The 24501-nt window shown below is 71.1% G+C and carries 19 protein-coding genes and 1 pseudogene; 10 read left to right on the top strand and 10 right to left on the bottom strand.

Annotation, left to right across the window (positions count from 1 at the left end; genetic code table 11):
• Positions 1 to 15 precede the first annotated feature (15 nt).
• Positions 16 to 3213 carry an alpha-L-rhamnosidase gene (locus OG985_RS42445; RefSeq protein ID WP_371673744.1) on the top strand — a complete coding sequence of 1066 codons (3198 nt, stop codon included), beginning with the start codon at positions 16 to 18 and terminating at the stop codon, positions 3211 to 3213.
• Between the two features lie 100 nt (positions 3214 to 3313).
• On the opposite strand, the gene denD is transcribed toward OG985_RS42445, so the two are convergent.
• Genes denD through OG985_RS42430 form a run of 3 tightly spaced genes read right to left on the bottom strand, consistent with a single transcriptional unit; the run spans position 3314 to position 4934 of the window.
• Positions 3314 to 4327: a D-erythronate dehydrogenase gene (denD, locus tag OG985_RS42440; RefSeq protein WP_371673743.1), complete on the bottom strand. Its 1014-nt coding sequence runs from the start codon at positions 4325 to 4327 to the stop codon at positions 3314 to 3316.
• Positions 4328 to 4369: 42 nt separating this feature from the next.
• A complete protein-coding gene (locus OG985_RS42435; protein ID WP_371674661.1) occupies positions 4370 to 4525 on the bottom strand; it encodes a YdeI/OmpD-associated family protein in 156 nt (51 codons plus the stop codon).
• Entirely contained in the window at positions 4494 to 4934 is a 441-nt protein-coding gene (locus OG985_RS42430; RefSeq protein ID WP_371673742.1) for a hypothetical protein, read from the bottom strand. The genes OG985_RS42435 and OG985_RS42430 overlap by 32 nt, the downstream gene beginning before the upstream one ends.
• 186 nt (positions 4935 to 5120) lie before the next feature.
• Here OG985_RS42430 and OG985_RS42425 point away from each other — a divergent pair, with 186 nt between their 5' ends.
• Positions 5121 to 5711 carry a helix-turn-helix domain-containing protein gene (locus OG985_RS42425; RefSeq protein WP_371673741.1) on the top strand — a complete coding sequence of 197 codons (591 nt, stop codon included), beginning with the start codon at positions 5121 to 5123 and terminating at the stop codon, positions 5709 to 5711.
• A gap of 163 nt (positions 5712 to 5874) precedes the next feature.
• Positions 5875 to 6753: a trans-aconitate 2-methyltransferase gene (locus tag OG985_RS42420; RefSeq protein WP_371673740.1), complete on the top strand. Its 879-nt coding sequence runs from the start codon at positions 5875 to 5877 to the stop codon at positions 6751 to 6753.
• Positions 6754 to 6856: 103 nt separating this feature from the next.
• On the opposite strand, the gene OG985_RS42415 is transcribed toward OG985_RS42420, so the two are convergent.
• The 4 genes from OG985_RS42415 to OG985_RS42400 all read right to left on the bottom strand — a co-directional run bounded on the left by OG985_RS42415 (position 6857) and on the right by OG985_RS42400 (position 11870).
• Positions 6857 to 7990: a substrate-binding domain-containing protein gene (locus OG985_RS42415; RefSeq protein WP_371674660.1), complete on the bottom strand. Its 1134-nt coding sequence runs from the start codon at positions 7988 to 7990 to the stop codon at positions 6857 to 6859.
• 149 nt (positions 7991 to 8139) lie between these two features.
• On the bottom strand, positions 8140 to 9363 hold the full coding sequence (locus OG985_RS42410; protein WP_371673739.1) for an ABC transporter permease: 1224 nt from the start codon (positions 9361 to 9363) through the stop codon (positions 8140 to 8142).
• The gene (locus OG985_RS42405) at positions 9363 to 10940 is read right to left on the bottom strand and encodes a sugar ABC transporter ATP-binding protein (protein WP_371673738.1); all 1578 of its coding nucleotides are present in this window, start codon (positions 10938 to 10940) and stop codon (positions 9363 to 9365) included. The genes OG985_RS42410 and OG985_RS42405 overlap by 1 nt, the downstream gene beginning before the upstream one ends.
• 171 nt (positions 10941 to 11111) lie before the next feature.
• Complete coding sequence (locus OG985_RS42400; protein ID WP_371673737.1) at positions 11112 to 11870, bottom strand: IclR family transcriptional regulator; 759 nt, start codon at positions 11868 to 11870, stop codon at positions 11112 to 11114.
• Positions 11871 to 12118: 248 nt separating this feature from the next.
• Here OG985_RS42400 and OG985_RS42395 point away from each other — a divergent pair, with 248 nt between their 5' ends.
• The 7 genes and pseudogenes from OG985_RS42395 to OG985_RS42365 all read left to right on the top strand — a co-directional run bounded on the left by OG985_RS42395 (position 12119) and on the right by OG985_RS42365 (position 18639).
• Positions 12119 to 13105 carry a cyclase family protein gene (locus tag OG985_RS42395; RefSeq protein WP_371673735.1) on the top strand — a complete coding sequence of 329 codons (987 nt, stop codon included), beginning with the start codon at positions 12119 to 12121 and terminating at the stop codon, positions 13103 to 13105.
• The gene (locus tag OG985_RS42390) at positions 13105 to 14202 is read left to right on the top strand and encodes an NAD(P)-dependent oxidoreductase (protein WP_371673734.1); all 1098 of its coding nucleotides are present in this window, start codon (positions 13105 to 13107) and stop codon (positions 14200 to 14202) included. Before OG985_RS42395 ends, OG985_RS42390 begins: the two co-directional genes overlap by 1 nt.
• Positions 14199 to 15149: an NAD(P)-dependent oxidoreductase gene (locus OG985_RS42385; protein WP_371673733.1), complete on the top strand. Its 951-nt coding sequence runs from the start codon at positions 14199 to 14201 to the stop codon at positions 15147 to 15149. The genes OG985_RS42390 and OG985_RS42385 overlap by 4 nt, the downstream gene beginning before the upstream one ends.
• Positions 15134 to 15418 (top strand): annotated as a pseudogene (locus tag OG985_RS42380) (NAD(P)-binding domain-containing protein); the annotation flags it as partial. The gene OG985_RS42385 and the pseudogene OG985_RS42380, both read left to right, overlap by 16 nt.
• Before the next feature lie 263 nt (positions 15419 to 15681).
• On the top strand, positions 15682 to 16647 hold the full coding sequence (locus tag OG985_RS42375) for an NAD(P)-dependent oxidoreductase (protein WP_371673732.1): 966 nt from the start codon (positions 15682 to 15684) through the stop codon (positions 16645 to 16647).
• Positions 16644 to 17426, top strand: coding sequence for an SDR family oxidoreductase (locus OG985_RS42370; RefSeq protein ID WP_371673731.1), 783 nt, complete (start codon positions 16644 to 16646; stop codon positions 17424 to 17426). The genes OG985_RS42375 and OG985_RS42370 overlap by 4 nt, the downstream gene beginning before the upstream one ends.
• 25 nt (positions 17427 to 17451) lie before the next feature.
• Positions 17452 to 18639: an alcohol dehydrogenase catalytic domain-containing protein gene (locus OG985_RS42365; protein WP_371673730.1), complete on the top strand. Its 1188-nt coding sequence runs from the start codon at positions 17452 to 17454 to the stop codon at positions 18637 to 18639.
• On the opposite strand, the gene OG985_RS42360 is transcribed toward OG985_RS42365, so the two are convergent.
• The 3 genes from OG985_RS42360 to OG985_RS42350 all read right to left on the bottom strand — a co-directional run bounded on the left by OG985_RS42360 (position 18594) and on the right by OG985_RS42350 (position 24234).
• Complete coding sequence (locus OG985_RS42360) at positions 18594 to 19847, bottom strand: substrate-binding domain-containing protein (protein ID WP_371673729.1); 1254 nt, start codon at positions 19845 to 19847, stop codon at positions 18594 to 18596. The genes OG985_RS42365 and OG985_RS42360 overlap by 46 nt on opposite strands.
• Positions 19844 to 20950, bottom strand: coding sequence for an ABC transporter permease (locus OG985_RS42355; protein WP_371673728.1), 1107 nt, complete (start codon positions 20948 to 20950; stop codon positions 19844 to 19846). The genes OG985_RS42360 and OG985_RS42355 overlap by 4 nt, the downstream gene beginning before the upstream one ends.
• Positions 20951 to 21291: 341 nt before the next feature.
• Positions 21292 to 24234, bottom strand: coding sequence for a SpoIIE family protein phosphatase (locus tag OG985_RS42350; protein WP_371673727.1), 2943 nt, complete (start codon positions 24232 to 24234; stop codon positions 21292 to 21294).
• Positions 24235 to 24501: the final 267 nt, after the last annotated feature.

Raw genomic sequence — 24501 nt, 5'->3', positions numbered from 1 at the left:
ACGTGAGGGGTCCTGGTGATCAGTAGGAGGAACATCCTGGCGGCCGCGGCGGCGACGGTGGCAGCCACGGCCGCCGACGCCGGATCGGCGGGGGCCGTACCGGCCCGGGCGCGTACGCGACGCGGCACCCTGCGCGTCACCGCGCCGACCGTCGAGTACGTACGCCGCCCCCTGGGCCTCGACGCACAACGCCCGCGCCTGAGCTGGCCGATGGCCTCGGACAAGAAGGATGTGCGACAGAGCGCCTACCAGGTCCGCGTCGCCTCCAGCGCGTCGAAGCTGTCTCGACCGGATGTCTGGGACAGCGGGAAGGTGAGCTCCGGCGAGTCCCTCCACGTTCCGTACGCGGGCCCCCGACTGAAGCCGCGGACACGCTACTTCTGGTCCGTACGCGTCTGGGACGCCGAGAACAACGCCTCCGGCTGGAGCTCCCCGGACTGGTGGGAGACCGGCCTCATGGACGTCTCGCAGTGGTCCGCCGAATGGGTCTCCGCTCCCCCGGCTCTCACCGACGCGCCGTCGTTCGAGGGCAGCGCGTGGATCTGGTTCCCCGAGGGCGATCCCACCAACAGCGTGCCGGCGGAGACCCGTTGGTTCCGCCGCACCGCCGATCTCCCGGAGGGGATCACGGCCGCGACCCTGGCCATCACCGCCGACAACGTCTACGCCGTCTCCCTGAACGGCACCGAGGTGGCCCACACCGACCTGGCGACCGACCACGACGGCTGGCGCAGGCCGGCCGTCGTCGACGTCCTCGCCCAGGTCCGCTCCGGGCAGAACGTCCTCGCGGTCTCGGCGACCAACGCGACCGTGGGACCCGCCGGCCTGGTCGCCGTCCTCACCCTGCACACGGCATCCGGCGAGCAGAAGATCGTCACCGACGGCTCCTGGAAGTCGACGGACGAGGAACCCGCAGACAACTGGCGCGAGTCCGCCTTCGACGACAGTGGCTGGCCGGCGGCGAAGGTGGCCGCCGTGTGGGGGGCCGGCCCCTGGGGGAGGGTCGTCCCGGTGGTGTACGCCGCCAACCAACTGCGGCACGAATTCGGACTTCCGCGCAAGAAGGTGGCACGCGCCCGCCTGTACGCCACGGCTCTGGGCCTGTACGAAGCCCACCTCAACGGCCACCGGGTGGGCCGCGATCAGCTCGCTCCCGGCTGGACCGACTACCGTGAACGCGTCCAGTACCAGACGTACGACGTCACCACGCTCGTGCGGCCCGGAGCCAACGCCATCGGCGCGTACGTGGCACCGGGCTGGTACGCGGGCAACGTCGGCATGTTCGGGCCCCACCAGTACGGCGAACGCCCCGCGCTGCTGGCGCAGTTGGAGATCGAGTACACCGACGGGACGAGCCGGCGCATCACGTCGGGCACGGACTGGCGGGCCGCCTCCGGACCGATCGTCTCCGCCGACCTGCTGAGCGGCGAGACGTACGACGCGCGCAAGGAGACCTCCGGCTGGACCTCGCCCGGCTTCGACGACCGGGCCTGGCTCGACGTCCGCGCCGCGGGCGACGCGGCTCCCGACACCATCGTCGCGCAGGTGGACGGGCCGGTCCGCGTGGCCGAGGAACTCCCGGTCGAGAAGGTGACCGAACCGGTGCCGGGCGTCTTCGTCTTCGACCTGGGTCAGAACATGGTCGGCTCGGTACGGCTGCGTGTGTCGGGCGACGCGGGAACGACCGTACGTCTGCGGCACGCCGAGGTCCTCAACCCGGACGGCACCCTCTACACGGCGAACCTGCGCACCGCCGCGGCCACCGACACGTACACCCTCAAGGGCGGCGGCGAGGAGACGTACGAGCCGCGCTTCACCTTCCACGGCTTCCGCTACGTGGAGGTGACCGGGTTCCCCGGCACCCCCTCGGCGAAAGCCGTGACCGGTCGCGTCATGCATACGTCCGCCCCCTTCACCTTCGAGTTCGAAACCGATGTCCCGATGCTCAACACGCTGCACAGGAACATCACTTGGGGGCAGCGCAGCAACTTCCTCTCCATCCCGACGGACACACCCGCACGCGACGAGCGCCTGGGATGGACGGGCGACATCAACGTCTTCGCGCCCACAGCCGCGTACACGATGGAGTCGGCCCGCTTCCTCACCAAGTGGCTCGTGGACCTGCGCGACGCACAGACCACGGACGGCGCCTTCACGGACGTGGCCCCCATGGTGGGCACGGTCGGCAACGGGGTCGCGGGATGGGGCGACGCGGGTGTCACCGTCCCCTGGTCCCTCTACCAGGCGTACGGGGACCGGCAGGTCCTGGAGGACGCCTGGCCCTCCGTCCAGTCCTGGCTGAAGTACCTGGAGAACAACAGCGTCAACCTGCTGCGGCCGGCCGACGGCTACGGCGACTGGCTGAACGTGTCCGACGAGACCCCGAAGGACGTCATCGCCACCGCGTACTTCGCGCACAGCGCCGATCTCGCGGCCCGCATCGCCCAGGCGCTCGACCAGGACGCCACCCCGTATCTCGGCCTCTTCGGGCGCGTTCGCGGGGCGTTCCAGAACGCCTACGTCTCCGCCGACGGCAAGGTGAAGGGCGACACGCAGACGGCCTACGTCCTCGCCCTGTCGATGAACCTGCTGCCGGACGCGCTGCGGAAGGCGGCGGCCGACCGTCTCGTCACACTGATCGAGGCGAAGGGCTGGCACCTGTCGACGGGATTCCTCGGAACACCCCGGCTGCTGCCCGTCCTCACCGACACCGGCCACACCGACGTCGCCTACCGGCTGCTCCAGCAACGCTCCTTCCCCAGCTGGGGCTACCAGATCGACAAGGGCGCCACCACGATGTGGGAACGCTGGGACTCCATCCAACCCGACGGCGAGTTCCAGACCCCGGACATGAACTCCTTCAACCACTACGCCTACGGCTCGGTGGGCGAGTGGATGTACACGAACATCGCCGGCATCTCGGCCGGCCGGCCCGGCTACCGTGAGATCGTCATCCGTCCCCGGCCGGGCGGCGACGTCACCTCCGCCCGCGCCACGTTCACCTCGGTCCACGGCCCCATCTCCACGCGGTGGCGACAGAAGGCCGGCGGCTTCGTCCTGACGTGCGCCGTGCCCGCGAACACGACCGCCGAGGTGTGGATCCCCGCGGATGATCCGAAGGCGGTCACACACACCCACGCGACGTTCCTTCGCGAGGAGGACGGCTGCGTGGTGTACCGGGTCGGCTCCGGCAACCACCGCTTCACCGCGTAACGCGCGCAGGCCGGCCCGCGGCGCGTGAACCGCGGGCCGGCTGTGCGATGTGGCTCCGCCCGGGGCGGTGTGTGTCTCGCCGACCGCGCACAACAGAGCCCTAACCCGTCGGTCCGGTGACCGCATCGGCGTGGTCGGCGAGGTGGTCCCGCACGACCGACAGGAAGTTCGGGTCGGGCCGCAGCCCGAGTGCCGCCGCGCGCCTGTTGTCGAAGACGGCCGGCCACGAGGCCACGATGGCCTCGACGGCAGGGTCGGGGCTGATGGACACCAGGTCCACGGCGGCATCGCCGGCCATCTGCCTCAGCGTGTCAAGCATGTCGGCTACGGAGACCGTGAGCGCGGGAAGATGGACCGGCATCCGTCCGTTCAGCTCTCCCGGTCCGGTGCCGCGCCGGGCCTCCGCGACCCGGAGGATTCCCTGGACCGTGCGTCGCGGCGAGGACAGGGCCACCCGCAGTCCGGGCCGCACCGGACACGTGGTGGGCAACCCCGCGAGCGGCTCGCGAATGATGCCGGACAGGAAGCCGGATGCGGCCGCGTTCGGCTTGCCCGGCCGCACCGCGACGGTCATCAGACGAACGACACGTCCGTCGAGAAAGCCGCGGCGGGTGAAGTCCGCGATCAGGTGCTCGCAGATGAGCTTCTGCGTTCCGTAACTCGACTGCGGCACAGGCGGAGTCGACTCGTCGACAATCGGGGGAAGGGGAAGCATCGGGTCGGAGCCGTGGACGGCGAGGCTGCTCGAGAACACCACCCGCACCAGCGGACCGCCGGCCACCGACTGTGCCCGCGCGGCCTCCAGCAGGGCGCGTGTGGTGTCGACGTTCGCATGCATACCGAGGTCGAAGTCGGTCTCGCACTCGGCCGACACCGCGGCGGCCAGATGAAACAGCACGTCGACCGGCTCCGCGAACACCGCATCGAGACACTCGACCAGATCGCCGTGCACCACCTCCACGAGCGGATCGCTCACCCGTGCAACGTCCGGGGCCACGCGGTCGGCGAGGACCAGCCGGCTGATGGGTTCACCGTCGAACGTCCGCGCCCGCAACAGCGCCGCGGCGAGCAGGCGCCCCACAAAGCCGGACGCACCCGTGATGACGATCCTCATCTGTCTCCTACTCGGGCAGCGGCCGCCACAGCGAGGGGAGGCCTATCGGTGCGTGAGTTCCTCGACCACCTTGGTGATACCCCGTTGCCGCGTCACATCGGTCTTCGCACCGTCGATCGACGTGACGTGCGCCTTCTGGCGGGTGGGGGAAAGCGCACGGAACGCCTCAGGCGGTGGCCGGCTTCGCCGACGATGGATGCCGGCCGCTCTCCGGGTCGGTCGGACAGGGAGCGGCGGGCGGTTGCGGCACCGGATGACGGCCGGCGGTATGACAGGCGCGGGTCAGGGCCCGAGCGCGTGGAACGGTCGCCGTCACGTGGAAGGTCCTGCTCAGGGCGGCGATGCGGAAGACTCGACGGGCCAGGCGATGCCGCGCCACCACAGTGATCAGGAAACCGCTCGGAAGGAGCGCACGGCGCAGCGCCAGGAGCATGTCGAGGCACGCCGCGGTCACGACGGGGGTCCGGATGTCGATGATGGCCCGACGAACCGCGGACTCCTCCATCACTCGGCGCAGCCGGTCCTTCGTGGCCTCGTCGTTGCCGATGTCAACGACGTCGTGGAGTTCGATCACCACATGGCAGTCGTCAAGTCGATAAGTTCTCATAGGACGGCTCCGGGGCGCAGCGGAAAACGGCGGCCGCTGCCTGACCACTGGCTTTTACAGCTGTCCAGGGATGCGCCGTTGTAGTCCTCCGTCGCGCGTGACCGTACACACAGGCTCCGCGGTCCCGCGTCCCGATCGGATGACCTCTACCGACGCGCTGTGCGTGTGGGGCATACGGTATTGCCCATGACGCAAGGCAATGGTGAGCTGGACAGCCTCGTACGCAAACGGATCCGCGCTCTGCGCCTGGCACAGGGCTGGTCCCTGGACGAGCTGGCCAAGCGCGCCCGGCTCAGCCCGTCCACGCTGAGCCGCATCGAGAACGGTCAGCGCCGCCTCGCGCTGGACCAGCTCGTCACCCTCGCCCGCGCCATGGACACCTCGCTCGACCAGCTGGTCGAGACCGCCACCGACGACGTCATCTCCAGCCCGACGATCGACGCGTCCCGCCAGCTGATGCGGTGGCCCATCCGCGCGGATCCCGGCATGACCGTCGTACGCCAGCACGTCACGAACCCGCCGCCCGACGGCCCCTCACACCTGCGCGCCCACCCGGGCCGTGAATGGCTCGTCGTTCTCTCCGGCACAGCGACCCTGTTGCTGGGCAACCGACGCTTTCGCGTGGAGACCAACCAGGCGGCCGAGTTCCCCACGATGCTCCCGCACGCCATCGGCACCGAGGACGGACCGTGCGAGGTCCTGGGCATCTTCGACCGTGACGCCCGCCGCGGCCACTCCGGCCGGACCGACGCCGACACGAGCCGCCGGCCGCAGTAGGGCGAGCGGCACGCAGCCGCACGTCAAGAGCCGCACGCCCACGCCGTACGTCAGTGGCGTACGGCAACGGCGGCTTGCGCCGGCGGCAGCCCGAGCAGTCATCGTCTTGCTCCTTTGGCAAGCAGCCATGCCGAACGCTCATGAACCTCTTAGCGTGAACGCCATGACACACGCATCCCCGCACGCAGCACACGACCACGGCGCGCACGCGGTCCACCAGGACGGACAGGGCCACGACGACGACAGCCAGGCGGAGATCCTCGACCTGGACGCGGAGGTGCTCGCCGAGCACATCGCCTCCATCACCGCATGGCTGCCCGTCAACGCAAGCCCCCGCCACATCGTCGATCTGGGCTGCGGAACCGGGACCGGCACGTTCACCCTGCTCCAGCGCTTCCCCACCGCCGAGGTGACCGCGGTGGACACCTCGGCCGGCCACCTGCGCCGCCTGCTGGAGAAGGCCGAGGCGGAAGGCCTGGCAGACCGGGTGCGCACCGTGCGGGCCGACCTCGACGCGCACTGGCCCGACCTCGGCACGCCGGACCTGGTGTGGGCCTCAGCCTCCATGCACCACATGGCCGACCCCGACCGCACACTGCGCCACGTCCACGAGACACTCGCGCCGGGCGGACTGTTCGCCGTCGTCGAGCTGGCCGGCTTCCCGCGCTTCCTGCCCCCGCACGCTCCCGCAAACCGACCCGGCCTCGAAGACCGCTGCCATGCCGCACTCGACCGGCACCACGCCGAGCACGTCTCACACCGCGGCGCCGACTGGGGATCCAAACTGACGGACGCCGGCTTCACCGTGGAGGACGAACGCACCATCACCGTGAACATGGGCCCGCCCCACACCGATGCCATAGGCCGTTACGCCCTCACCAGCCTGCGCCTGATCCGCGGCGGCGCGGCCCGGACACTCACCGCGGAAGACGCCGCCGCGCTCGACCAGTTGCTCGACACGGACAGCCCCCACAGCATCCTGCGCCGCGACGACGTGACGGTACGCACCGAGCGCACGGTGTGGGCCGCACGACGCAGGTGAACGGCATGACCGGGGACATGGGAGAGGGCGGCCGCACCCGCGGTGTCCCTCCCGCCCGAGAAGGGCGCGGGAGGGAGGCGCGGGCGACGGCCGCGGTCAGGGCCTACTTGCCCCAGACCTTCCGGTACTCCTCCCGATAGCCCTTCGGGTCCCAGGAAGTGCCGCCACCGGTGTTGCCTGCGGTCGTGATGTGGACAGGGGCTATGTAGCCGCTGGCGGGCTTGCCCGCGAAGGACCGGTTGAACTCGTCGATGATCTGCCAGCCCTGCTCCGACAGCGGCTCGGGCACCGTCGCGGCCTGGAACTGCTTGCTGTTGACCCGCTGGAAGGCAGACGGATCGCCGTCACCGGCGCCGATGCTGAACGGGGCGCCGCCGCCCTGCTTGCCCGCCGCGCGCAGGGCCGGGGCGGCGTCGGCGAAGTACAGGTCGTTGATGGCCACCGAGTTCGTCCACGCGGACCCGAAACGGGACAGCAGCGCGGACACCTCCTGGGGGGTGCGGCTGCTGGCGTCGGCGATGGGGATGTTGGACGTCTTCAGGACCTTGACGTCGGAGCAGGTGGCGAGTTCCGTCTGGATCAGGTCCGACTTGCCCTTGGCGAACGGGATGGAGGCGTCGGTGAACACGACCACGCCGGCCCGGCCGTTCGACTGGCTGATGACCCAGTCGGCGCTGATCTTCGCGACGTCCTCGACCCTGGTGGTGATGTTGCTGAACATCTTCGGGTCCTTGCTCGGACCCGGGGTGGCGACGGCGTGCCAGCCGATCAGCGGGATGCCGGCGGCGTTGGCCTGGGCGACCTGCTGAGCGGTCGACTTGGGATCGAACCCGGACAGGACGATGCCGTCGGGCTTCACCGCGACAGCCTGGCTGAGGGCTGCCTGGATACCGGCCGGTGTCCCTTGGCCGTCGATGACGCGTATCTTCCAGCCGATCGCCTTGGCGGCTTCCTGGACGCCCTGGGCGGCGCCCGCGACTCCCGGGTTGGTCATGCTCTGAGCGACGTAGACGATCGTCCTGCCGCCGACCGCCGTGGGCCCGGACGTCGGGCCGCCCCATGCCGCGTCCACGGCCTCGGCCGCGTGGACCGCCTTCTTCGCCTCGGCGAGAACGGTGGGGCAGCCCGCTTTGGACGAGCCGACGGTGGTTGCGGTGGCGCTGTCCGAGCCCTTGGAGCAGCCGGCGGCGAAGGCGGTGACCACCGCCAGTGCGGCCGTGGCTCTGAGTGTTGTCATGCGGGTGTGCTGGTGCGACACGGGTCGACTCCTTGAGTGCGCAGGGCAGGAAGGCGAGGGGGGAGGTGGGGAGACCGGGGGAACGCGAGCAGGCAGGGGAAAGCCTGGAGCGGCGCCGATGCGAGGGGGACGGGGCGCGGTGTGGTGGCCTATGCGCCGCTGTCGTCGGCGGCGGTGGGTGACGGCGCCTCGGCGACGGAGGGCGCCCCCGTCTCAGGTGGTGCGCCCGCCAGTGACTGACGGGTGGCTGTCGCACCGGCGCGCAGCCGACGGCGTGCGGAGTAGCCGGCCAGGCCGACCGCGAGCAGCAGAGTGCCGCCGTTGAACAGGGACGTGGCCCAGAACTCGGCGCCCAGTTGTTGGATACCGGCCAGGCCGATGGCAAGGACGGCGACCGCGACAACGGTGCCGGCGGCGTTGGCGCGACCGGGCTTGACCGCGGTGGAACCGAGCAGGGCGCCGACGAAGGCGGGGAGCAGGTAGTCCATGCCGACGCTCGGGTTGCCGATCTGCTGCTGGGCGGCCAGCAGGACACCCGCGAAGCCGACCACCAGGCCTGAGCCGGCGAAGGCGTAGATGCCGTATCGGCGGGTGGGGATGCCGACGAGGTCGGCGGCGCGCGCGTTCGAGCCGATGACGTACAGATAGCGGCCGAGCGGCAGCCGTTCCAGCAGCAGCCACAGCAGGACGGCGAGCGCGAGGACGTAGAAGGCGGGGACGGGCAGACCGAGGAACTTGGAGTCGTAGAGATCGGTGAAGGCCGGGGGGAGTCCATGCGGCCCGGGGACGATCCTGGCACCGTCGGTGATCCACCCGGTGAGGGCGTACAGGACGCTGCCGGTGCCGAGGGTCGCTATGAAGGAGTCGATCCGGGCGAACTCGACCAGCAGTCCGTTGACGACGCCGACGAGGCCGCCTCCGACGATGACGAGAACACAGGCGACAGGCCAGGGCCAGCCGTTGTTCACGATGAGTTGCATCGCCAGGACATGGGAAAGGCCCAGGCCGTAGCCGACGGAGAGGTCGAACTTGCCGGTGACGATGGGGATCATCGCGCCGAGCGCCAGGATCGCCGGAATCGACTGGTTGGACAGGATCGAGGAGGCGTTGTCGAGGGTCGGGAAGGTGTCCGGCAGGGTGAGGGAGAAGACGAGGAAGAGGAGGACGGCGAGGACGGGCAGGCCGTAGGTCCCGATCAGATGACCGCTCGGCCGGCCGCCGCGTGCGCCACCGACGCGGCTGCGGGCACCCCTGCGGTCGGGTCCGGTGCCGGTTCCGGGGGGTGGTGACCCGGCCGTCTTCCGGCCCCTGTTCCCGGCGTCGCCGGAGAGCGGCGGTTCGTCGTGTCGGGAGGCTCGTGTCTCGGTGGCCATCAGTTGTCCGCCGTTCCGGTCAGCGCCGGCATGGCCGACGCGGCGTGGGTGAGTTCCGTGACGGTGAGGGCTTCGCCGCTGAGCTCCGCGGTCACGCTGCCTCGTACGAAGACCAGGGCGCGGTGGCAGACGTCGGCGACCTCCTCGAAGTCCGTGGAGATGAGAAGGACGGCGAGTCCTTGGGCGAGGGCGTCGTCGAGGAGCCGGTAGATCTCGGCCTTGGCCCCGACGTCCACTCCGGCGGTCGGCTCCTCGAGGATGACCACCCGGCGGCTGAGGCGCAGCCAGCGGCCGATCATCACCTTCTGCTGGTTGCCGCCGGACAGGGTGGCGATCGGCGCCTCGGGGTCGGCGGGCCGCACGCCGAACCGCTCGATCAGGGCCTGTGCCCGGGCTCGCTCGCGCCGGGGGCTGATCCAGCGCCATGCAGAGCGGTGATCGGCGCGGGGGTTGGCCAGGAAGTTCTCCCGCACGGTGAGTTCGAGGGCACAGCCCTCCTCCTGGCGGTTGCTGGTGACGAAACCGAGGCCGGCGTTGACGGCCGCGGCCGGCGAGCCGGGGCGGTAGGGCCGGCCGTCGAGCAGGACCTCGCCCCCGGTGAGGGGCCGTGCTCCGGCGAGGGCCCTTCCCAGGTCCATGTGACCGGCGCCGGTCAGTCCGACCATGCCCAGTACCTCGCCCGCGCGCAGTTCGAGGTCGATGGGCCCGGCACCTTCGGTGGTGGCGCCCCGGAGGCGCAGCACGGTGGCACCGGTCGCGTCGGTCGACGAGCGGGTGGTGTCCGTGGGCCGTACGGCGGGTTGCGGGCGGTGCTTCTCCGGTTCGCGGCCCACGATGTCGCGCACGATGCGGTCGGGCCCGTGGTCGGCGAGCCGGCCTTGGCTGATGAGGTGGCCGTCGCGCAGGATGGCGAAGCTGTCGGCGACCTGGTAGACCTCGTCGAGCCGGTGACTGACGTAGACGATGCCGTGTCCGCGGTCGCGCAGTGTGTGCAGGACGTCGAAGAGGCGCGCGCAGTCGGCGGCGGGCAGGCTGGCCGTGGGCTCGTCGAGGACGATGAGGCGGGCTCGGGTCGACAGGGCCCGGGCGATCGCGACGAGGGAGCGCTCGGCGCGGGTGAGGTCGGCGATGGCCGCGTCCGGGTCGAGGTGACCGGCGACGATGTCGAGGGCCTCGGCGCAGCGCTCGCGGACCTGCCGCCAGGAGACGAGGCCGGCGCGGCGCGGGTAGCCGGTGCCGAGGGCGATGTTCTCGCCGACCGTCATCCATTCGACCAGGCCCAGGTCCTGGTGGATGAAGGACGTCTCGGCGGCGGCGGCGTCGCTGCCGAGTGGGTGGCCTGCCACGGTGACCTGGCCTTCGTCGGCGCGGTAGACACCGGCAAGTACCTTGATAAGGGTGGATTTGCCCGCACCGTTGTGTCCCAGGAGGGCGAGGACGCTGCCGCCGTGGATGTCGAGGTCGACATCGGCGAGGGCGAGGGTGCCGCCGAACCGCTTGCGCAGTCCGCGGATGCTCACCAGCGGTGTCGCGTCGCCTGCTGCGGTGTGGGCTGTGTCATCGGAAGCGTCATGCACGGACTTCTCCGAAGGATTCGCCGGCCGAGGACCACTCCATCGGCTCGAACAGAATCCTGTCCCACTACCAGGATATTGGTCAATAGACTCGCGGCATTCATTGCCCCAAAGTTACGGCGGCCGTACGGAGAGGTCTCCGTACGGCCGCCGCTGAACAGTCGGACCGGGTACTCACCCCGCGCCCGGGGCCACCCCCTGGGGGAGCATCGGGTTCTCCAGACCCGCGGCGACGGCGCGCAGATCCTTCAGCAGGGCCTCGCGGAACTCGTCGTCCAGCCGGGCCTTGAGCACCGTGACACTGATGGCGAAGGGCGCCGAGTCGGTGCGGAACCCCTTGACCGGCACCGACAGGCACACGATTCCCGCCGTCGCCTCCTCGTCGTCGATCGCGTAGCCCCGCTCCCGCGTCCGGGCCAGGTCCTCCATCAGGGCGGGCACCGAGGTGATGGACCGTTCACTCAGGGCGGGCAGGGGGCGCCCGCGCAGGCGGTCCTCGGCGGCCGCCGGGTCCAGGGTCGCCAGGATCGCCTTGCCCGTCGCCGTGCAGTTCGCGGGGAAGCGGTCACCGATGTTCGCGGTCAGCCGCAGCGGTTGCGTGCCGTCGTACCTGCCCAGATAGAGGACGTCCAGGCCGTCCAGCACGGCGACACGCGCGGTCTCGCGAGATATGTGCGTACTGCGTCGGCACAGTTCGTAGAAGTCGCGCAACTGGTCGACGGTGGCCAGGTAGCGGCCACCGAGTTCGACCAGCTTGCGGCCGAGCGCGAAGCCCGTGCCGTTGCGCGTGATCATGCCGGCGGCCTCGAGCGAGGCACACAGGTTCCCCGTCGAGGACTTGGGCAGGCCCAGGGCTCGGGCGATCTCACTCACGGACAGGGGGCGGCCCTCCGCCTCGCCGAGGGTGTCGAGGATGGCCACTGCCCGCGTCACGGCAGGGACGAGACTTCCCGGGTCACTTGCGCTCACCGTCAACTCCACCCATCATTCTGTTTGTCGTTCAGCATATTGGCTATTGTCCCTCCTGTGTCCCCGAACGACAATGCCGTCGGCGCACGCTTTGCCATCGAGACCGAAGAGATCTCCCAGAGTTCCCGGCTTCCGCATGGCCTCTCGACCGTAGCGCGCCCCCGGAGCCGGCCGACGGCACCCCTCCGAGCCTTGGAGCGCTGAAGAAGCAGATGACCGGCACCCCGCACGAACCCCCCTCACCCCACGACTCCCCCGGGGCCGCCACCCCGGACAACGGGCCCACGCTCACCCGCGAGGAGTTCGACACGCTCTTCGACGCGGTACGCACCTGGGGCCGCTGGTCCCCGCAGCAGGCCGACCGCGGCGCCTGGAACCGGGTCACCCCCGACCACGTACGACGGGCGACCGCTCTGGTGCGCACCGGAACGACCGTTCCGATGGCCCTGCCCTGGAACACCCGGCCCGGCCCGGACAACGCCAAGCCCGCCCTGCACTACATGTCGGACCTCGGCGACGTCGAGGCTCCCGAGCCCTCCTGCCACAAGGACTTCATCGCCGTCGACTACCACGGCAAGGGCGTCAGCCATCTCGACGCGCTCTCCCACATCGCCTACCGCGGCCGGCTCTACGACGGCCACACGGCCCGCGAGGTCGTCGACGCCGGCGGCGCCCGCTTCGGGGCGGTCGCGGCCCTCGGCCCTCTGGTCACCAAGGGCGTGCTGCTGGACATGCCCGTCGTCCTGGGCACCGACTGGCTGGAGCCGGGCAAGGCCGTCCACGCCGAGGACGTACTCGCCGCCGAGAAGGCCCTCGGCGTGACCATCGGCGACGGCGACGCCGTACTGCTGCGCTCCGGGCACTTCCGCCGCCGGGCCGAACTCGGCGCCTGGAACCCGGACTCCGCCAGCGCCGGCTTCCACGTGGACGTGATGCCGCTGCTCGCCGAACGCGGGATCGCGTTGATCGGCGGAGACGGGGACAGCGACGTGCGGCCCTCGCCCGTCGAAGGACTGCACTCCCCCGTCCACGCACTCGCGCTGACCGCCATGGGCGTACCGCTGCTCGACAACCTCGACCTCGAAGCGCTCTCCACCGCCTGCGCCGAGGCCGGCCGCTACGCGTTCCTGCTGACCGTCGCCCCGCTGAACATTCCCGGTGGCACCGGTTCACCCGTCAACCCGGTCGCGGTGCTGTGATGGCCGACATCCGCAACGTACCGGGCCCGCGCACCGACGACCGCTTCACCGTCGGCGTCAGCCGGGACTTCCTCGACTCCGAGGGCAACAACGTATGGGGCGACATCCGGCTCGGCGAGCTGGACGCCGGCCCCGGCGTCGACTGGCACTACCTGCCGCGCGACACGGACGAACTCCTGGCGGCGGACGTCGACGGCCTGGACGCCGTGCTGTTCGCCGGACCCGCGGTCACCGAGCGCACCTTCGCCGGCGCCACACGCCCACCCCTGCTCTTCGCCCGCTTCGGTGTCGGCTACGACGCCGTCGACCTGAACGCGTGCACCCGCCACGGCGCGCTGGTGACCATCACTCCGGACGGCGCGCGCCGGCCCGTCGCCACCGCCACACTCGCCCTTCTCCTCGCCGTACTGCACAACCTCCCGGCCAAGGACCGGCTGGTACGGACGGGCCGCTGGGCCGAGAAGGAACAGTGGATGGGGCTCGGACTCACCGGCCGCCGGGTCGGGCTCATCGGCCTCGGCAACACCGCGCGTGACCTGGTCGGTCTGCTGCGCCCGTTCGAGGTCGACGTCGTGGCGTACGACCCGTACTGCCCGCAGGATGTCGCGCGCGTCCTCGGTGTACGGCTCGCGGATGCAGACACGGTGGTCGCCGAGGCCGACGCCGTGATCGTGATGTGCGCGCTCACGGAGGAGACCCGGCACTTCGTCGACGCCCGCCGACTGGCGCTGATGAAGCCCTCGGCCGTACTGCTCAACGTCGCCCGCGGTCCCATCGTCGACGAGGCCGCGCTGATCGAGGCACTGCGCTGCCGCCGTATCCGGGGCGCCGGGCTGGACGTCCTCGAGTCCGAACCGCCCGATCCCCGCAATCCGCTGCTGAGCATGGACCAGGTCGTCCTCAGCCCGCACGCGCTGGCGTGGACGGACGAGATGTCCGCGGGCAACGGCGGCAGCGCGGTCCGTGCCGTGCTGGACGTGTCGCAGGGCCGCGTCCCGCCCTTCGTCGTCAACCGGGAGGCGACCGAGGAGCCCGGGCTGGTGCGACGGCTGGGCGTCTGGGCGGCAGGGTCCGGGACGGTCGGGGTGCACGCATGACGTCGGTGCCCCCGGCACCCCGGCCGGTCGGGTTCGTGGGGCTCGGCGCGATGGGACTGCCCATGGCGACGAACCTCGCGAGGGCCGGGCACCAGGTCCTCGCCTGGAACCGCGGCCGCTCACCCCTGGACGCTGCCCGCGCCGCGGGGTGCCGTACCTCCGAAAGCCTCGCGCGGCTGGGCACCGGCTCCTCCGTCGTCCTCACGATGCTGCCCGACCTGCCCCAGGTCGAGGCCGTGCTCAACGGCCCCGAGGGGCTGCTCGCGGGCCACGGCGCCAAGAACCCGGTCCTGGACACCCTTGTGGTCATGGGCACCGTCTCGCCCGTCGCCGTACGGCGGTTGGCCCAGGAGCTGCGCCCTCGCGGTGTCACCGTGGTGGACGCCCCCGTCAGCGGCGGGGTGACCGGCGCACGCCAGGCGACCCTGTCGATCATGGCGGGCGGTGCGGAGACGGCCGTGGAACGGGTTCGCCCCTACCTGGAGGCGATGGGCTCGACCGTCCGCCGCCTGGGCGACACCGGCGCCGGGTCCCTCGCCAAAGCCTGCAACCAGCTCGTCGTCGCGGGCACCCTGGTCGCGCTCGCCGAAGCCGTCCTCCTCGGCGAACGCGGCGGCCTCGAACCGGCGGCACTCCTGGACGTGCTGGCCGGCGGCCTCGCCTCCTCCGAAGTGCTCGCGCAGAAACGGCACCACCTGGCGAAGAGCGACTTCACCGCGTCCGGCCCCGCCCGCTACCTCCACAAGGACCTCGGCTTCGTCCTCGACGCCGCCGCCGAACAACAGACCGCGCTGCCCCTCTCCACCACCGTGGCCGGACTGTACGCGGCCGTGACCGCGGCGGGCCTCGGCGCCCTCGACAACAGCGTCGTCCTCGATCTGCTGCGCGGCACCGCCGCCGGCCACCCACTCGACCCGAAGGACTGGAATCGATGCAGGCAGGAATAGTCGGCCTCGGACGCATGGGCGGCAACATGGCAGCCCGCTGGCGGGATCACGGCCACGAGGTGCTCGGCTACAGCCGCACCTCCCCCGACCGCGACGCGGACTCCCTGGAGGAACTCGTCGGCAAGCTCTCCGCGCCGCGCGTGGTGTGGCTGATGCTGCCCTCGGGCGAGCCCACCCGGCAGTCACTGCGCCGGCTGGCCGACCTGCTGACCCCCGGCGACGTGATCGTCGAAGGCGGCAACTCCCGCTTCAGCGACGACACCGAGCACGAGGCCGGGCCTCGTCGAGGACCGGCCGACGATTCGGCGCAGGGTCCCTCTGCCCGGGGGCGTCGGCGACCGGTAACAACATTTGACACACACGCCAACATGCTGGACGACAAGCATCCCTCATTCGGGCAGGTCACCAACCATCAAAGTGACCTATGGCCTGAGAGAAGGGAGGTGTGGATTTCCAGCTTCACGGTTGCGGCATCCCACGCCAGTAGTTCAATATGCTGTTCACAGTACAGAATATGGTTCCGGAGGTTCGCGTGTCAGGACATACGGAGGTCGGTATAGCCGGCCTGGGTGTGATGGGCTCCGCCATCACCCGCAGACTGCTGCGGCGCGAGCGCACGGTGACGGCCTACGACATCCGACCGGACGCGGTCACAGAACTCGTACGGGACGGAGCGGTGGCAGCCGACACGCCGGCGCGGCTGGCGTCGTGCTCCGTCGTGATCCTCTCCCTCAACACCGCCGACATCGTCGAGCAGGTGGTGTTCGGCCCGGACGGCGTCCTGTCCGCCGGACGCGAGGACCGGGGACATCCCGACGGCGTACTCGTGATCGACATGTCGAGCGTCGATCCGGGCCGCACCCGCGCATTCGCCGAGCGGGCCGCCGAACTGGGCGCCGGCTGGGTCGACGCACCCCTGTCGGGCGGCGCCCCGGGCACGGAGCGAGGCGAACTGACCCTGATGCTCGGCGGCGAGGTGGAGCATGTCGAGCGGGCGCTGCCCGTGCTGGACATGTTGGCCTCCCGCCTGACCCACATGGGACCGGCCGGTTCGGGGCAGCTCGTGAAGTCCGTCAACCAGGTGCTGGTCGGCTGCGGATTCGCCGCGCTCGCCGAGGCCGCGGCTCTGGTCCGGGCCGCCGGCCTGCCACCGCGCCACGTCCTGACCGCTCTCAGCGGCGGCAGGGCCGATTCCGCGCTGCTGCAGGAGTTCTTCGTGAAGTTCGCCGAAACCGACCTCACTCCGACCGGGCGGGTCAGCAACATGGTGAAGGACCTGGAGGCGGCCCGGGACTACGCCCGCTCCGCGGGTGTCCCGCTGCCCGTCACCACCACCGTCTCCGAACTGCACCGATGGCTGGTCACGGCCGGGCACGGGAACGCCGACAACGCCGCGCTCATGCACTACTACGAGACGCCGGAACTCCCGCCCCCGCCCGGCCCGGCAGTCGCCGCGACGCCGCTGAGCTTCCCGGCCCCGACGGGAGTACGACGATGAGGAGCCCCACCGGTTCCGCGCTGTTCGACCTGACCGGCCGCCTGGCCCTGGTGAGCGGCTCCAGCAAAGGCATCGGGCTCGCGCTCGCCACAGGTCTCGCCGAGGCCGGCGCCGACGTCGTCCTCAACGGCCGGGACCCCGAGGCCCTGCACACCGCGCGCGCCGCCCTCGCGGAACGCACCGGCTCCACCGTGCACGCGATGCCCTTCGACGTCACCGACGAAGCAGCCGTGCGGCGAGCGGTCCAGGAGATCGAGGACGGGATCGGCCCACTGGACATCCTGGTCAACAACACCGGCGTGCAACACCGCGAGCCGCTCCTGGACGTCCGCGCGGCCGACTTCGAGCGAGTCCTGAAAACCAACCTCACCAGCGCCTTCCTCGTCGGCCGCGCGGTGGCCAGGGGCATGGTCGAGCGGCGTCGCGGCAAGATCGTCAACGTGTGTTCCGTACAGACCTGGCTGGCCCGTCCGGGCATCGCCGCCTACGCGGCCTCCAAGGGCGGCCTCGCGATGCTGACCAAGGGCATGTGCGCGGAGTGGGCCGGATCCGGTCTTGCCGTCAACGGACTGGCCCCCGGCTATGTGGTCACCGAACTGACCCGCCCACTGGTGGACGACCCGGCCTTCGACTCGTGGATCCGGGGGCGGACCCCGGCGGGCCGCTGGGCAGCCGTGGAGGACCTCGTGGGAACACTGGTCTGGCTCGCCGCCCCCGCCTCCGACTTCGTCAACGGCCAGGTGATCGCCATCGACGGCGGACTGACCGCGGTCATCTGAGCACGCGAGGAAAGAAGGTCAGGTCATGAACACGGACATGGACTCGGCGAGGAGGACGCGGATGCGCGCGGTGGTGGCGCACGGCGCGGGCGATCTGCGCCTGGAGGAACGCCAGGTCCCCTCACCGGGGCCCGGGGAGGTCGCCGTCGACATCCGGTACGGCGGGATCTACGGCTCCGACCTGCACTACTGGCGACACGGCGCGGTCGGCGAGTTCCGGCTGCGCGAGCCGCTGGTTCTGGGCCACGAGATCGTCGGCCGGGTGCGCGAGGCCGGGCCCGGCGCGTCCGCTCCGGCGCCGGGCACCCCGGTCGCCGTGCATCCCCTGGCCTCGTGCGGTGCGTGCCGACAGTGCCGCGCCGAGCGGCGCAACACCTGTCTCGACGGCGGATATCTCGGCAGCGCGGCCCGCAACCCGCACGTGCAGGGCGGTTTCGCCGACGTCCTGGTCGTGCCCGCCGAGCGGATACTCCCCCTCCCCGAGGGCCTGGACCTGCGGCTCGCCGCCGTCGCGGAACCCGCCGCCGTCGCCTGGCACGCCGTACGCCAGGCCGGCGACGTACGCGGGAAGCGGGTGCTGGTCACCGGCGCGGGCCCCATCGGGGCGCTGGTGGTGGCGGCGCTGCGCGCGGCCGGCGCCGGCGAGATCACCGTCACCGACGTCCACGAGGCGCCGCTCGCGGTCGCCAAGGCGGTGGGTGCGACGTCCGTGGTGTGCGTCGGGCCGGGGACCGACCCGCTCCCGGAGCTCGCGGCCGACATCGCCATCGAGTCCTCGGGGAGCCCGGCGGGTCTGCGGACGTGTCTGTACGGCGTCGACCGGGGCGGACTGGTGGTCGGTCTGGGGTTGCTGCCGCCGGGAGAGACACCGGTCGCCGCCAACGCCCTGATCACGCGGGAAGTGCGTCTGGTCGGCTCCTTCCGGTTCGACACCCAACTCGGCGAGGTGCTGCGGGCCCTGGCCGACGGCCGGCTCGCGGTCGACCCGGTCGTCACCTACTGCCGGTCGCCGACATCGAGGAGGCGTTCAGCCTGGCAGGCGATCCGGCCCGTTCCTGCAAGGTGCTGCTCGACTTCGGAGCGCCGACGCACCGTTCCTGACCCGTCCGGCTCGGTGCGCGTCGTCGCGTGCGGAGCCCGTGGCAGGTCGCCGGGCCGGAACCTGCGTCACCCGCCCGGCGTCCCCCAGATCTTCCGGTACGCCTCCTTGTAGCCGGTCGGATTCCAGGACGTGGCGCCACGACTGTTGGCGGCGGTGCTGACGTGGACGGGGGCCACATACCCACTGTCGGTCCGCCCCGAGAAGGCGCGGTTGAGCTCGTCGACGATCTGCCATCCCTGCTGGGAGAGGGGCTCGGGCACGGTGGCGGCCTCGTACTGCTGGTTGTTGATGCGCTGGAAGGCGGACGGGTCACCGTCCCCGGCACCGATGTTGGAGGGCGGTCCGGAGCCCCCGGCGCCGGCCGCCCGGAACGCGGGCGCGGCGTCGGCGAAGTACAGGTCGTTGATGGCGACCGAGTGGGTCCACCGTTCCTGATAGCGGAACAGGAGGGACGCGACCTCCTGGGGAGTGCGGCTGCTCGCGTCCTGGATCGGAATGTTCTCGTACGACAGCAGTTTGACGCCCGCGCAGGTGGCGAGTTCCTTCCTGATGAGGTCGGACTTTCTCTTCGCGAAGGGGATCGAGGCGTCGGTGAAGACCACCACCCCCGCGTTGCCGTTGGAGCGTGCGATGACCCACTGCGCGCTGATGCCGGCGACGTCCCCGACCTCGGTCGTGACGTTGCTGAAGAGCCGGGGCTTGCGGCTGGGGCCCGGATCGGCGACAGCGTGCCAGCCGACGAGCGGGATGTGTGCCGCGTCCGCCCTGGCGACCTGCTGCGAGGTCGAGTTGGGGTCGAAGCCGCCGACGACGATGCCCGCGGGGTCGAGGGCCAGGGCCTGGCTCATGGCCGACTGGATGCCCGCCGGGGTGCCACCGCCGTCGATCACCCGGACGTTCCAGCCGATGACCTTCGCGGCTTCCCGCACGCCGTTCGCGGCGCCGGCCACTCCCGGATTGGTCATGGTCTGCGCGACGTAGACGATGGTCTTGTCCGGTACCGCCCGCGGTCCACCGGTCGGGCCGTGCCAGGGGACGGCGGTCCGTTCTGCCTGCCGGACGGCGGCTTCGGCCCTGGCATGCACGGTCGGACACCCGTTGATACCCGTGTCCGGATGCGCCGGTCCCTTCGACGAGCCACGTTCGCAGCCGGTGAGGACGGCCGCCACCAACAGCGCGGTGCACACCACCCGGGCGCCGAGGGGGACGAGGGGCTTCCCGCGCTCTCGGTGACGGACGGTACGGGAGGTTCCGCGCAGGGACAGCAGCCGCGGGACGCGACCCGGGACGGCGGAGACGGCGCGGGGGTCGTGGTTCATGGCGTGGCTCCCGGTGTGCCGCCGTTCCTCATCGGTGACGAGCGCTCTGTCGGCGCGGGCCCTGCGGGTTCACCGCGGTCCACGGTGGCACCGGCGCACAGTCGGCGGCGCGCGGAGTAGCCCGCGAGGCCGACCGCGAGGAGCAGCGTGGCGCCGTTGAACAGCGGGGTCGCCCAGAAGTCGGCGCCCAGCTGGCCGATGCCGGCGAGACCGACGGCGAGCACGGCCACGGCCACGAGGGTGCCCAGGGCGTTCGGGCGGCCGGGCCGGATCGCGGTGGACCCGAGCAGTGCGCCGACGAACGCGGGCAGCAGGTAGTCGAGACCGACGCTGGGGTTGCCGATCTGCTGCTGGGCGGCGAGCAGCACCCCGGCGAAGCCGACGATCAGCCCCGACGTCGCGAAGGCGTAGATCGAGTACCTGCGGGTGGGAATGCCGACGAGGTCGGCGGTCCGGGGGCTGGAGCCGATGACGTACAGGTACCGGCCGAGCGGCAGTCGCTCCAGCAGTACCCAGAGAACGATCGCGAGGGCGAGTACGTAGAAGGCGGGAACCGGAAGGCCGAGGAACGTGGAGTCGTACAGGTCGGTGAAGGCGGCCGGGAGGCCCTGGGGGCCGGGCACGATGCGGCTCCCGTCGGTGATCCAGCCGGTGGCGGCGTACATCATGCTGCCGGTACCGAGGGTGGCGATGAAGGAGTCGATCCGCCCGAACTCGACGACGACTCCGTTGAGGACGCCCACCAACGCCCCTCCGGCGATCACCGAGAGGCAGGCGAGCGGCCACGGCCACCCGGAGTCCACGATGAGCCACATCACCATGACATGCGCCAGGCCGAGACCGTAACCGATGGAGAGGTCGAACCTGCCGGTCACGATGGGGACCGTGGCGCCGAGCGCGAGGATGGCCGGGATCGACTGGCTGGAGAGGATCGAGTCGATGTTCTCCAGGGTGGGGAACGTGTGCGGCAGGGCCAGCGAGAAGGCCAGGAAGAGCAGGACGGTGAGAGCCAGCAGGCCGTAGGTGCCGATCAGGTGCCCGCCGGCGGCACGCAGACGCTCTGGCCGGGGGCTTCGGGAGCGGCGCGCGCGAGACGGGTTCATGGGCGCGTCGCGGTGGTGGACGCGGGCGTCGCCTCAGCCGCCAGGGGGAGCTTCCCGGCTCCGTCGGGAGCGGGGAGGCCGAGAACACTCCCTGCGTGGCCGTCGGCGTCAATCCCCGCCTGCGCCGGAGTCCCGCCGGACTTCTCGGTGAGCCCGCGGCCATGGAGCGGTGGTGGTGATGTGGAGGGCGGGTTCGCTGTCACAGCGGTGCCGGGAACGTCGTGCACGGACATCTCCGAGGGTCGGACTGACGAGTTCTTCCCGACTGCACGTCGACCCTAGGGGATCAACCACCAGGTATCGCGTATATCGCACTCCGGAGTGACACCGACGGAGTGGCTTCACGACGCATCGAGGGCGCATTCCGCCCAGATCACCTTGCCCTCCGTGGTGTAGCGCGTGCCCCAGGCCTGGGACAGCTGTGCGACGAGGAACAGGCCGCGGCCGCCCTCGTCGTTGGCGGCTGCCCGGCGCAGATGCGGGGCGGTGTTGCTGCTGTCGGAGACCTCGCAGATCAGAGTGCGTTCATGGAGCAGTCGTACCCGGATGGGCCCGGCACCGTGCCGGATCGCGTTGGTGACCAGCTCGCTGAGCAGCAGCTCCGCGGCGAACGCGGTCTCCTCCAGCCCCCACTCGGCAAGCTGCCGGGTGGCGGCGGCACGGACCTCGCTGACGACAGCCGGGTCGGAGGGCAGGTCCCAGGTGGCGATGCGGTCGGGGTCCAGGGCGTGGGTCCGGACCACCAGGACGGCGATGTCGTCACAGGGATGCGCGGGCGCCACGGTGTCCAGGACTGCCTGACAGGTCTCCTCGGGCGTGCCGTCGCAGCGGGCCAGCACCGTACGCAGACGGTCGAGGGCCACGTCGATGTCGTAGTTCCGGTCCTCGATGAGTCCGTCGGTGTAGAGGACGAGACGGCTGTGTTCGGGGATGTGCAGCTCGGCCGTCTCGAAGGGGAAGCCGCCGAGACCCAGCGGAGGCCCGGCGGGAAGGTCGGGAAACGACACCGTGCCGTCGGGCTGGACCAGTGCGGGCGGTGGGTGTCCCGCCCGGGCCATGGCGCACTGCTGCGTGGCGGGATCGTAGATGGCGTACAGGCAGGTCGCGCCGATGATGCCGACACTGTCCGTGGCGAGGTCCTCCCTGCCCTCCTCCCGGTCCAGACGCACCACCAGGTTGTCGAGGTGGGTCAGCACCTCCTCCGGGGGGAAGTCGAGTTCGGCGAAGCTGCGTGCGGCGGTGCGGATCCGCCCCATGGTCGCGGCGGAGTGGAGGCCGTGGCCGACCACGTCGCCGACGAAGAGTCCGACGCGGGTGCCGGACAGGGGGATGACGTCGTACCAGTCCCCGCCCACCCCGGACTCCGCCGGCAGGTACCGATGGGCCACCTCGACCGTGTCCTGTTCGGGCAGCCCGTGCGGAAGCAGGCTGCGCTGGAGGGCCAGGACGGTGGCGCGTTCGCGCGTGTAGCGCCGGGCGTTGTCCATGGACAGAGCCGCCCGGCCGGCGAGTTCCTGGGCCAACGTGAGGTCGTCGTCGCGGAAGGCGGCCGTATCCCGGGAGCGGTAGAAGCCGGCGACGCCGAGGACGACACCGCGCGCGGTCAGGGGCACCGCAATGAGGGAACGGACGTGGCCGATCAGTCGCTCGCCGACCTCGGGGTCCTGGGCGAGCCAGTCGGCGGCTGCCGTCAGGTCCGGCTCGAACACCGCCCGTCCGTCGGCCAGACAGCGCGACTGGGGTGTGGTCGGGCGGTAGTCGATCCTTTTCCCGACCGGGCTGAAGGGGCAGTCGTCGCGGATGCCGTGGACCACCGTGCGGCGCAGTTCACCGCGAGGGTCGGCGGACTCGTCACCTCGCAGCACCGCCTCGGGCAGGTCGATCGTGACGAAGTCGGCGAGCTGTGGGACAGCCGTCTCGGCGAGTTCCTGGGCGGTCCGGGTCACGTCGAGGGTGGTGCCGATGCGTTCGCTGGCCTCTGACAGCAACTCCAGGCGGCGCCGTGCGGCCAGGGCGTACCTCCCCACCTCCGGCTCCCCCACCATGACCAGCCCGACGGCCGGATCCCGCGCACCGTCGCGCTCCCCCGCGGGCGCCACGCCGTCAGGGTCCACGCCGGCCGTACGGACGGGGCGCCGGCGGCCGGGGACCCCGTCGGCGGGGGGCCTCGGTGCCGGAGGGCCGGCGGCGAATCCGAACGGCGCCACGGCACCTACGCCCTCGTGACCCGACGTGTCGAGGACGGATCCGGACCCCACGGGTACGGAAAGGCGCCCCGCCGGGGCGTGCGGGGAATAGGCCTGCCCGCGTTCACGACGGCGCAGCTCGCCGCTCGGGACCGGGACGGTCGGCAGGCTCAGTTCCGCGGGATGCGGAAGAAGCACTTCGATGACGATGCCCTCCACCCCGGAAGCGCTCGTCACGGGCCTGCTCATGAGCGTGAGCCGTCGGCCGTCCGACAAGGACACTTCGAGGGCGGCCTGCTGGGCGAGGGAGATCAGCTCGGTGGCCGTCTCCTTCAGAAGTTCCTGGTCACGGGCGCGCAGTCCTTGTGCCAGCTCCTCCACGCCGACGGCGCCGCTCGGGGCGGCCGCACCGCCACCCATGTTCAGATACGTCTGCAGCAGCGTGCGCTCGCGGGTGGACCTCTGTTCCAGCAGCCGGTCCTCGATGGCCTGAGCCGCCTTCGTGATCACGGCGGCCAGTGCCGGGTCCTCGGCGCTACGCGGATAACCGAAGCACAGGACCCCCTCGACCTGCCCCGAGAGCGGGTCCCGGACGGGAATCGCGCGGCAGGCGCTCTCCTGGGAACGCTGGGCGAAGTGCTCGGCACCATGGACCTGGATGAGCTGCCGTTCGGCAAGCGCGAGTCCGATGCCGTTCGTGCCGGCGAACCGCTCGGAGAACACGAACCCCGGGACACGCTGGATCTCCGGGAGACTCCTGGCCAGGGACGCAGATCCGAAGCAGCGCAGGACGACGGTGCCCTGTACGTCGGCGACACTGACGTTCATCCGGCTGCCGAAGAACTTGTAACGCAGCCTGTCGAGCACGGGAACGGCGGCTCGGACGAGTCGGCTGTCGGTATCGAGATCCTCCCGGAAGGGCAGCTCGGACGCGTCGGGCGACAGCCCCAGGGACCGGGAGCGCTGCCACGAGCCGAGAATGGAGGCGCGCACCCCGCTGACGACAGGATCCCCCTGCAGGAACCGCTCACGTATGCGTGTGGGCCCGGTACCGACTGTGCGCTCCCTCGCCACCGGGTCCTCGCCGGACCGGACCACGCTGCGCCTCTCTCGTCTCGCGGTTGAATCGACTCCGCTTTCTCGACGCTTCCACTCGTCGAGGCCAGACTGCGATATCGATAATAATACTGGGAGAAACGCGGACAAGCCGTGCCTTCACCGACTCGCCCGCACGCCGACGCACCGGCTCCAGGCCGACGAAGGGCCGCCGCTCAGCGGAAGGCGGGTGCGGGGCGACGCAGGGATCTTCTCCGCGGTCCTGCGACCTCGTCCACGAGGGCCGGAAAAAAAATCCGGCGGCGATGT

The organism is Streptomyces sp. NBC_00289 (assembly GCF_041435115.1).
Classification (GTDB): Bacteria; Actinomycetota; Actinomycetes; order Streptomycetales; family Streptomycetaceae; genus Streptomyces.
Note: the sequence above shows the minus strand (reverse complement) of the source record. Positions and strands in the feature narration are given on the sequence as shown.

Excerpts from the sequence above, each read along its gene's own strand:
- denD (WP_371673743.1), bottom strand. The coding sequence starts at position 4,327 with ATGAGGATCGTCATCACGGGTGCGTCCGGCTTTGTGGGGCGCCTGCTC.
- OG985_RS42430 (WP_371673742.1), bottom strand. The coding sequence starts at position 4,934 with ATGAGAACTTATCGACTTGACGACTGCCATGTGGTGATCGAACTCCAC.
- OG985_RS42425 (WP_371673741.1), top strand. The coding sequence starts at position 5,121 with ATGACGCAAGGCAATGGTGAGCTGGACAGCCTCGTACGCAAACGGATC.
- OG985_RS42420 (WP_371673740.1), top strand. The coding sequence starts at position 5,875 with ATGACACACGCATCCCCGCACGCAGCACACGACCACGGCGCGCACGCG.
- OG985_RS42415 (WP_371674660.1), bottom strand. The coding sequence starts at position 7,990 with ATGACAACACTCAGAGCCACGGCCGCACTGGCGGTGGTCACCGCCTTC.
- OG985_RS42410 (WP_371673739.1), bottom strand. The coding sequence starts at position 9,363 with ATGGCCACCGAGACACGAGCCTCCCGACACGACGAACCGCCGCTCTCC.
- OG985_RS42395 (WP_371673735.1), top strand. The coding sequence starts at position 12,119 with ATGACCGGCACCCCGCACGAACCCCCCTCACCCCACGACTCCCCCGGG.
- OG985_RS42390 (WP_371673734.1), top strand. The coding sequence starts at position 13,105 with ATGGCCGACATCCGCAACGTACCGGGCCCGCGCACCGACGACCGCTTC.
- OG985_RS42385 (WP_371673733.1), top strand. The coding sequence starts at position 14,199 with ATGACGTCGGTGCCCCCGGCACCCCGGCCGGTCGGGTTCGTGGGGCTC.
- OG985_RS42370 (WP_371673731.1), top strand. The coding sequence starts at position 16,644 with ATGAGGAGCCCCACCGGTTCCGCGCTGTTCGACCTGACCGGCCGCCTG.
- OG985_RS42365 (WP_371673730.1), top strand. The coding sequence starts at position 17,452 with ATGAACACGGACATGGACTCGGCGAGGAGGACGCGGATGCGCGCGGTG.
- OG985_RS42360 (WP_371673729.1), bottom strand. The coding sequence starts at position 19,847 with ATGAACCACGACCCCCGCGCCGTCTCCGCCGTCCCGGGTCGCGTCCCG.
- OG985_RS42355 (WP_371673728.1), bottom strand. The coding sequence starts at position 20,950 with ATGAACCCGTCTCGCGCGCGCCGCTCCCGAAGCCCCCGGCCAGAGCGT.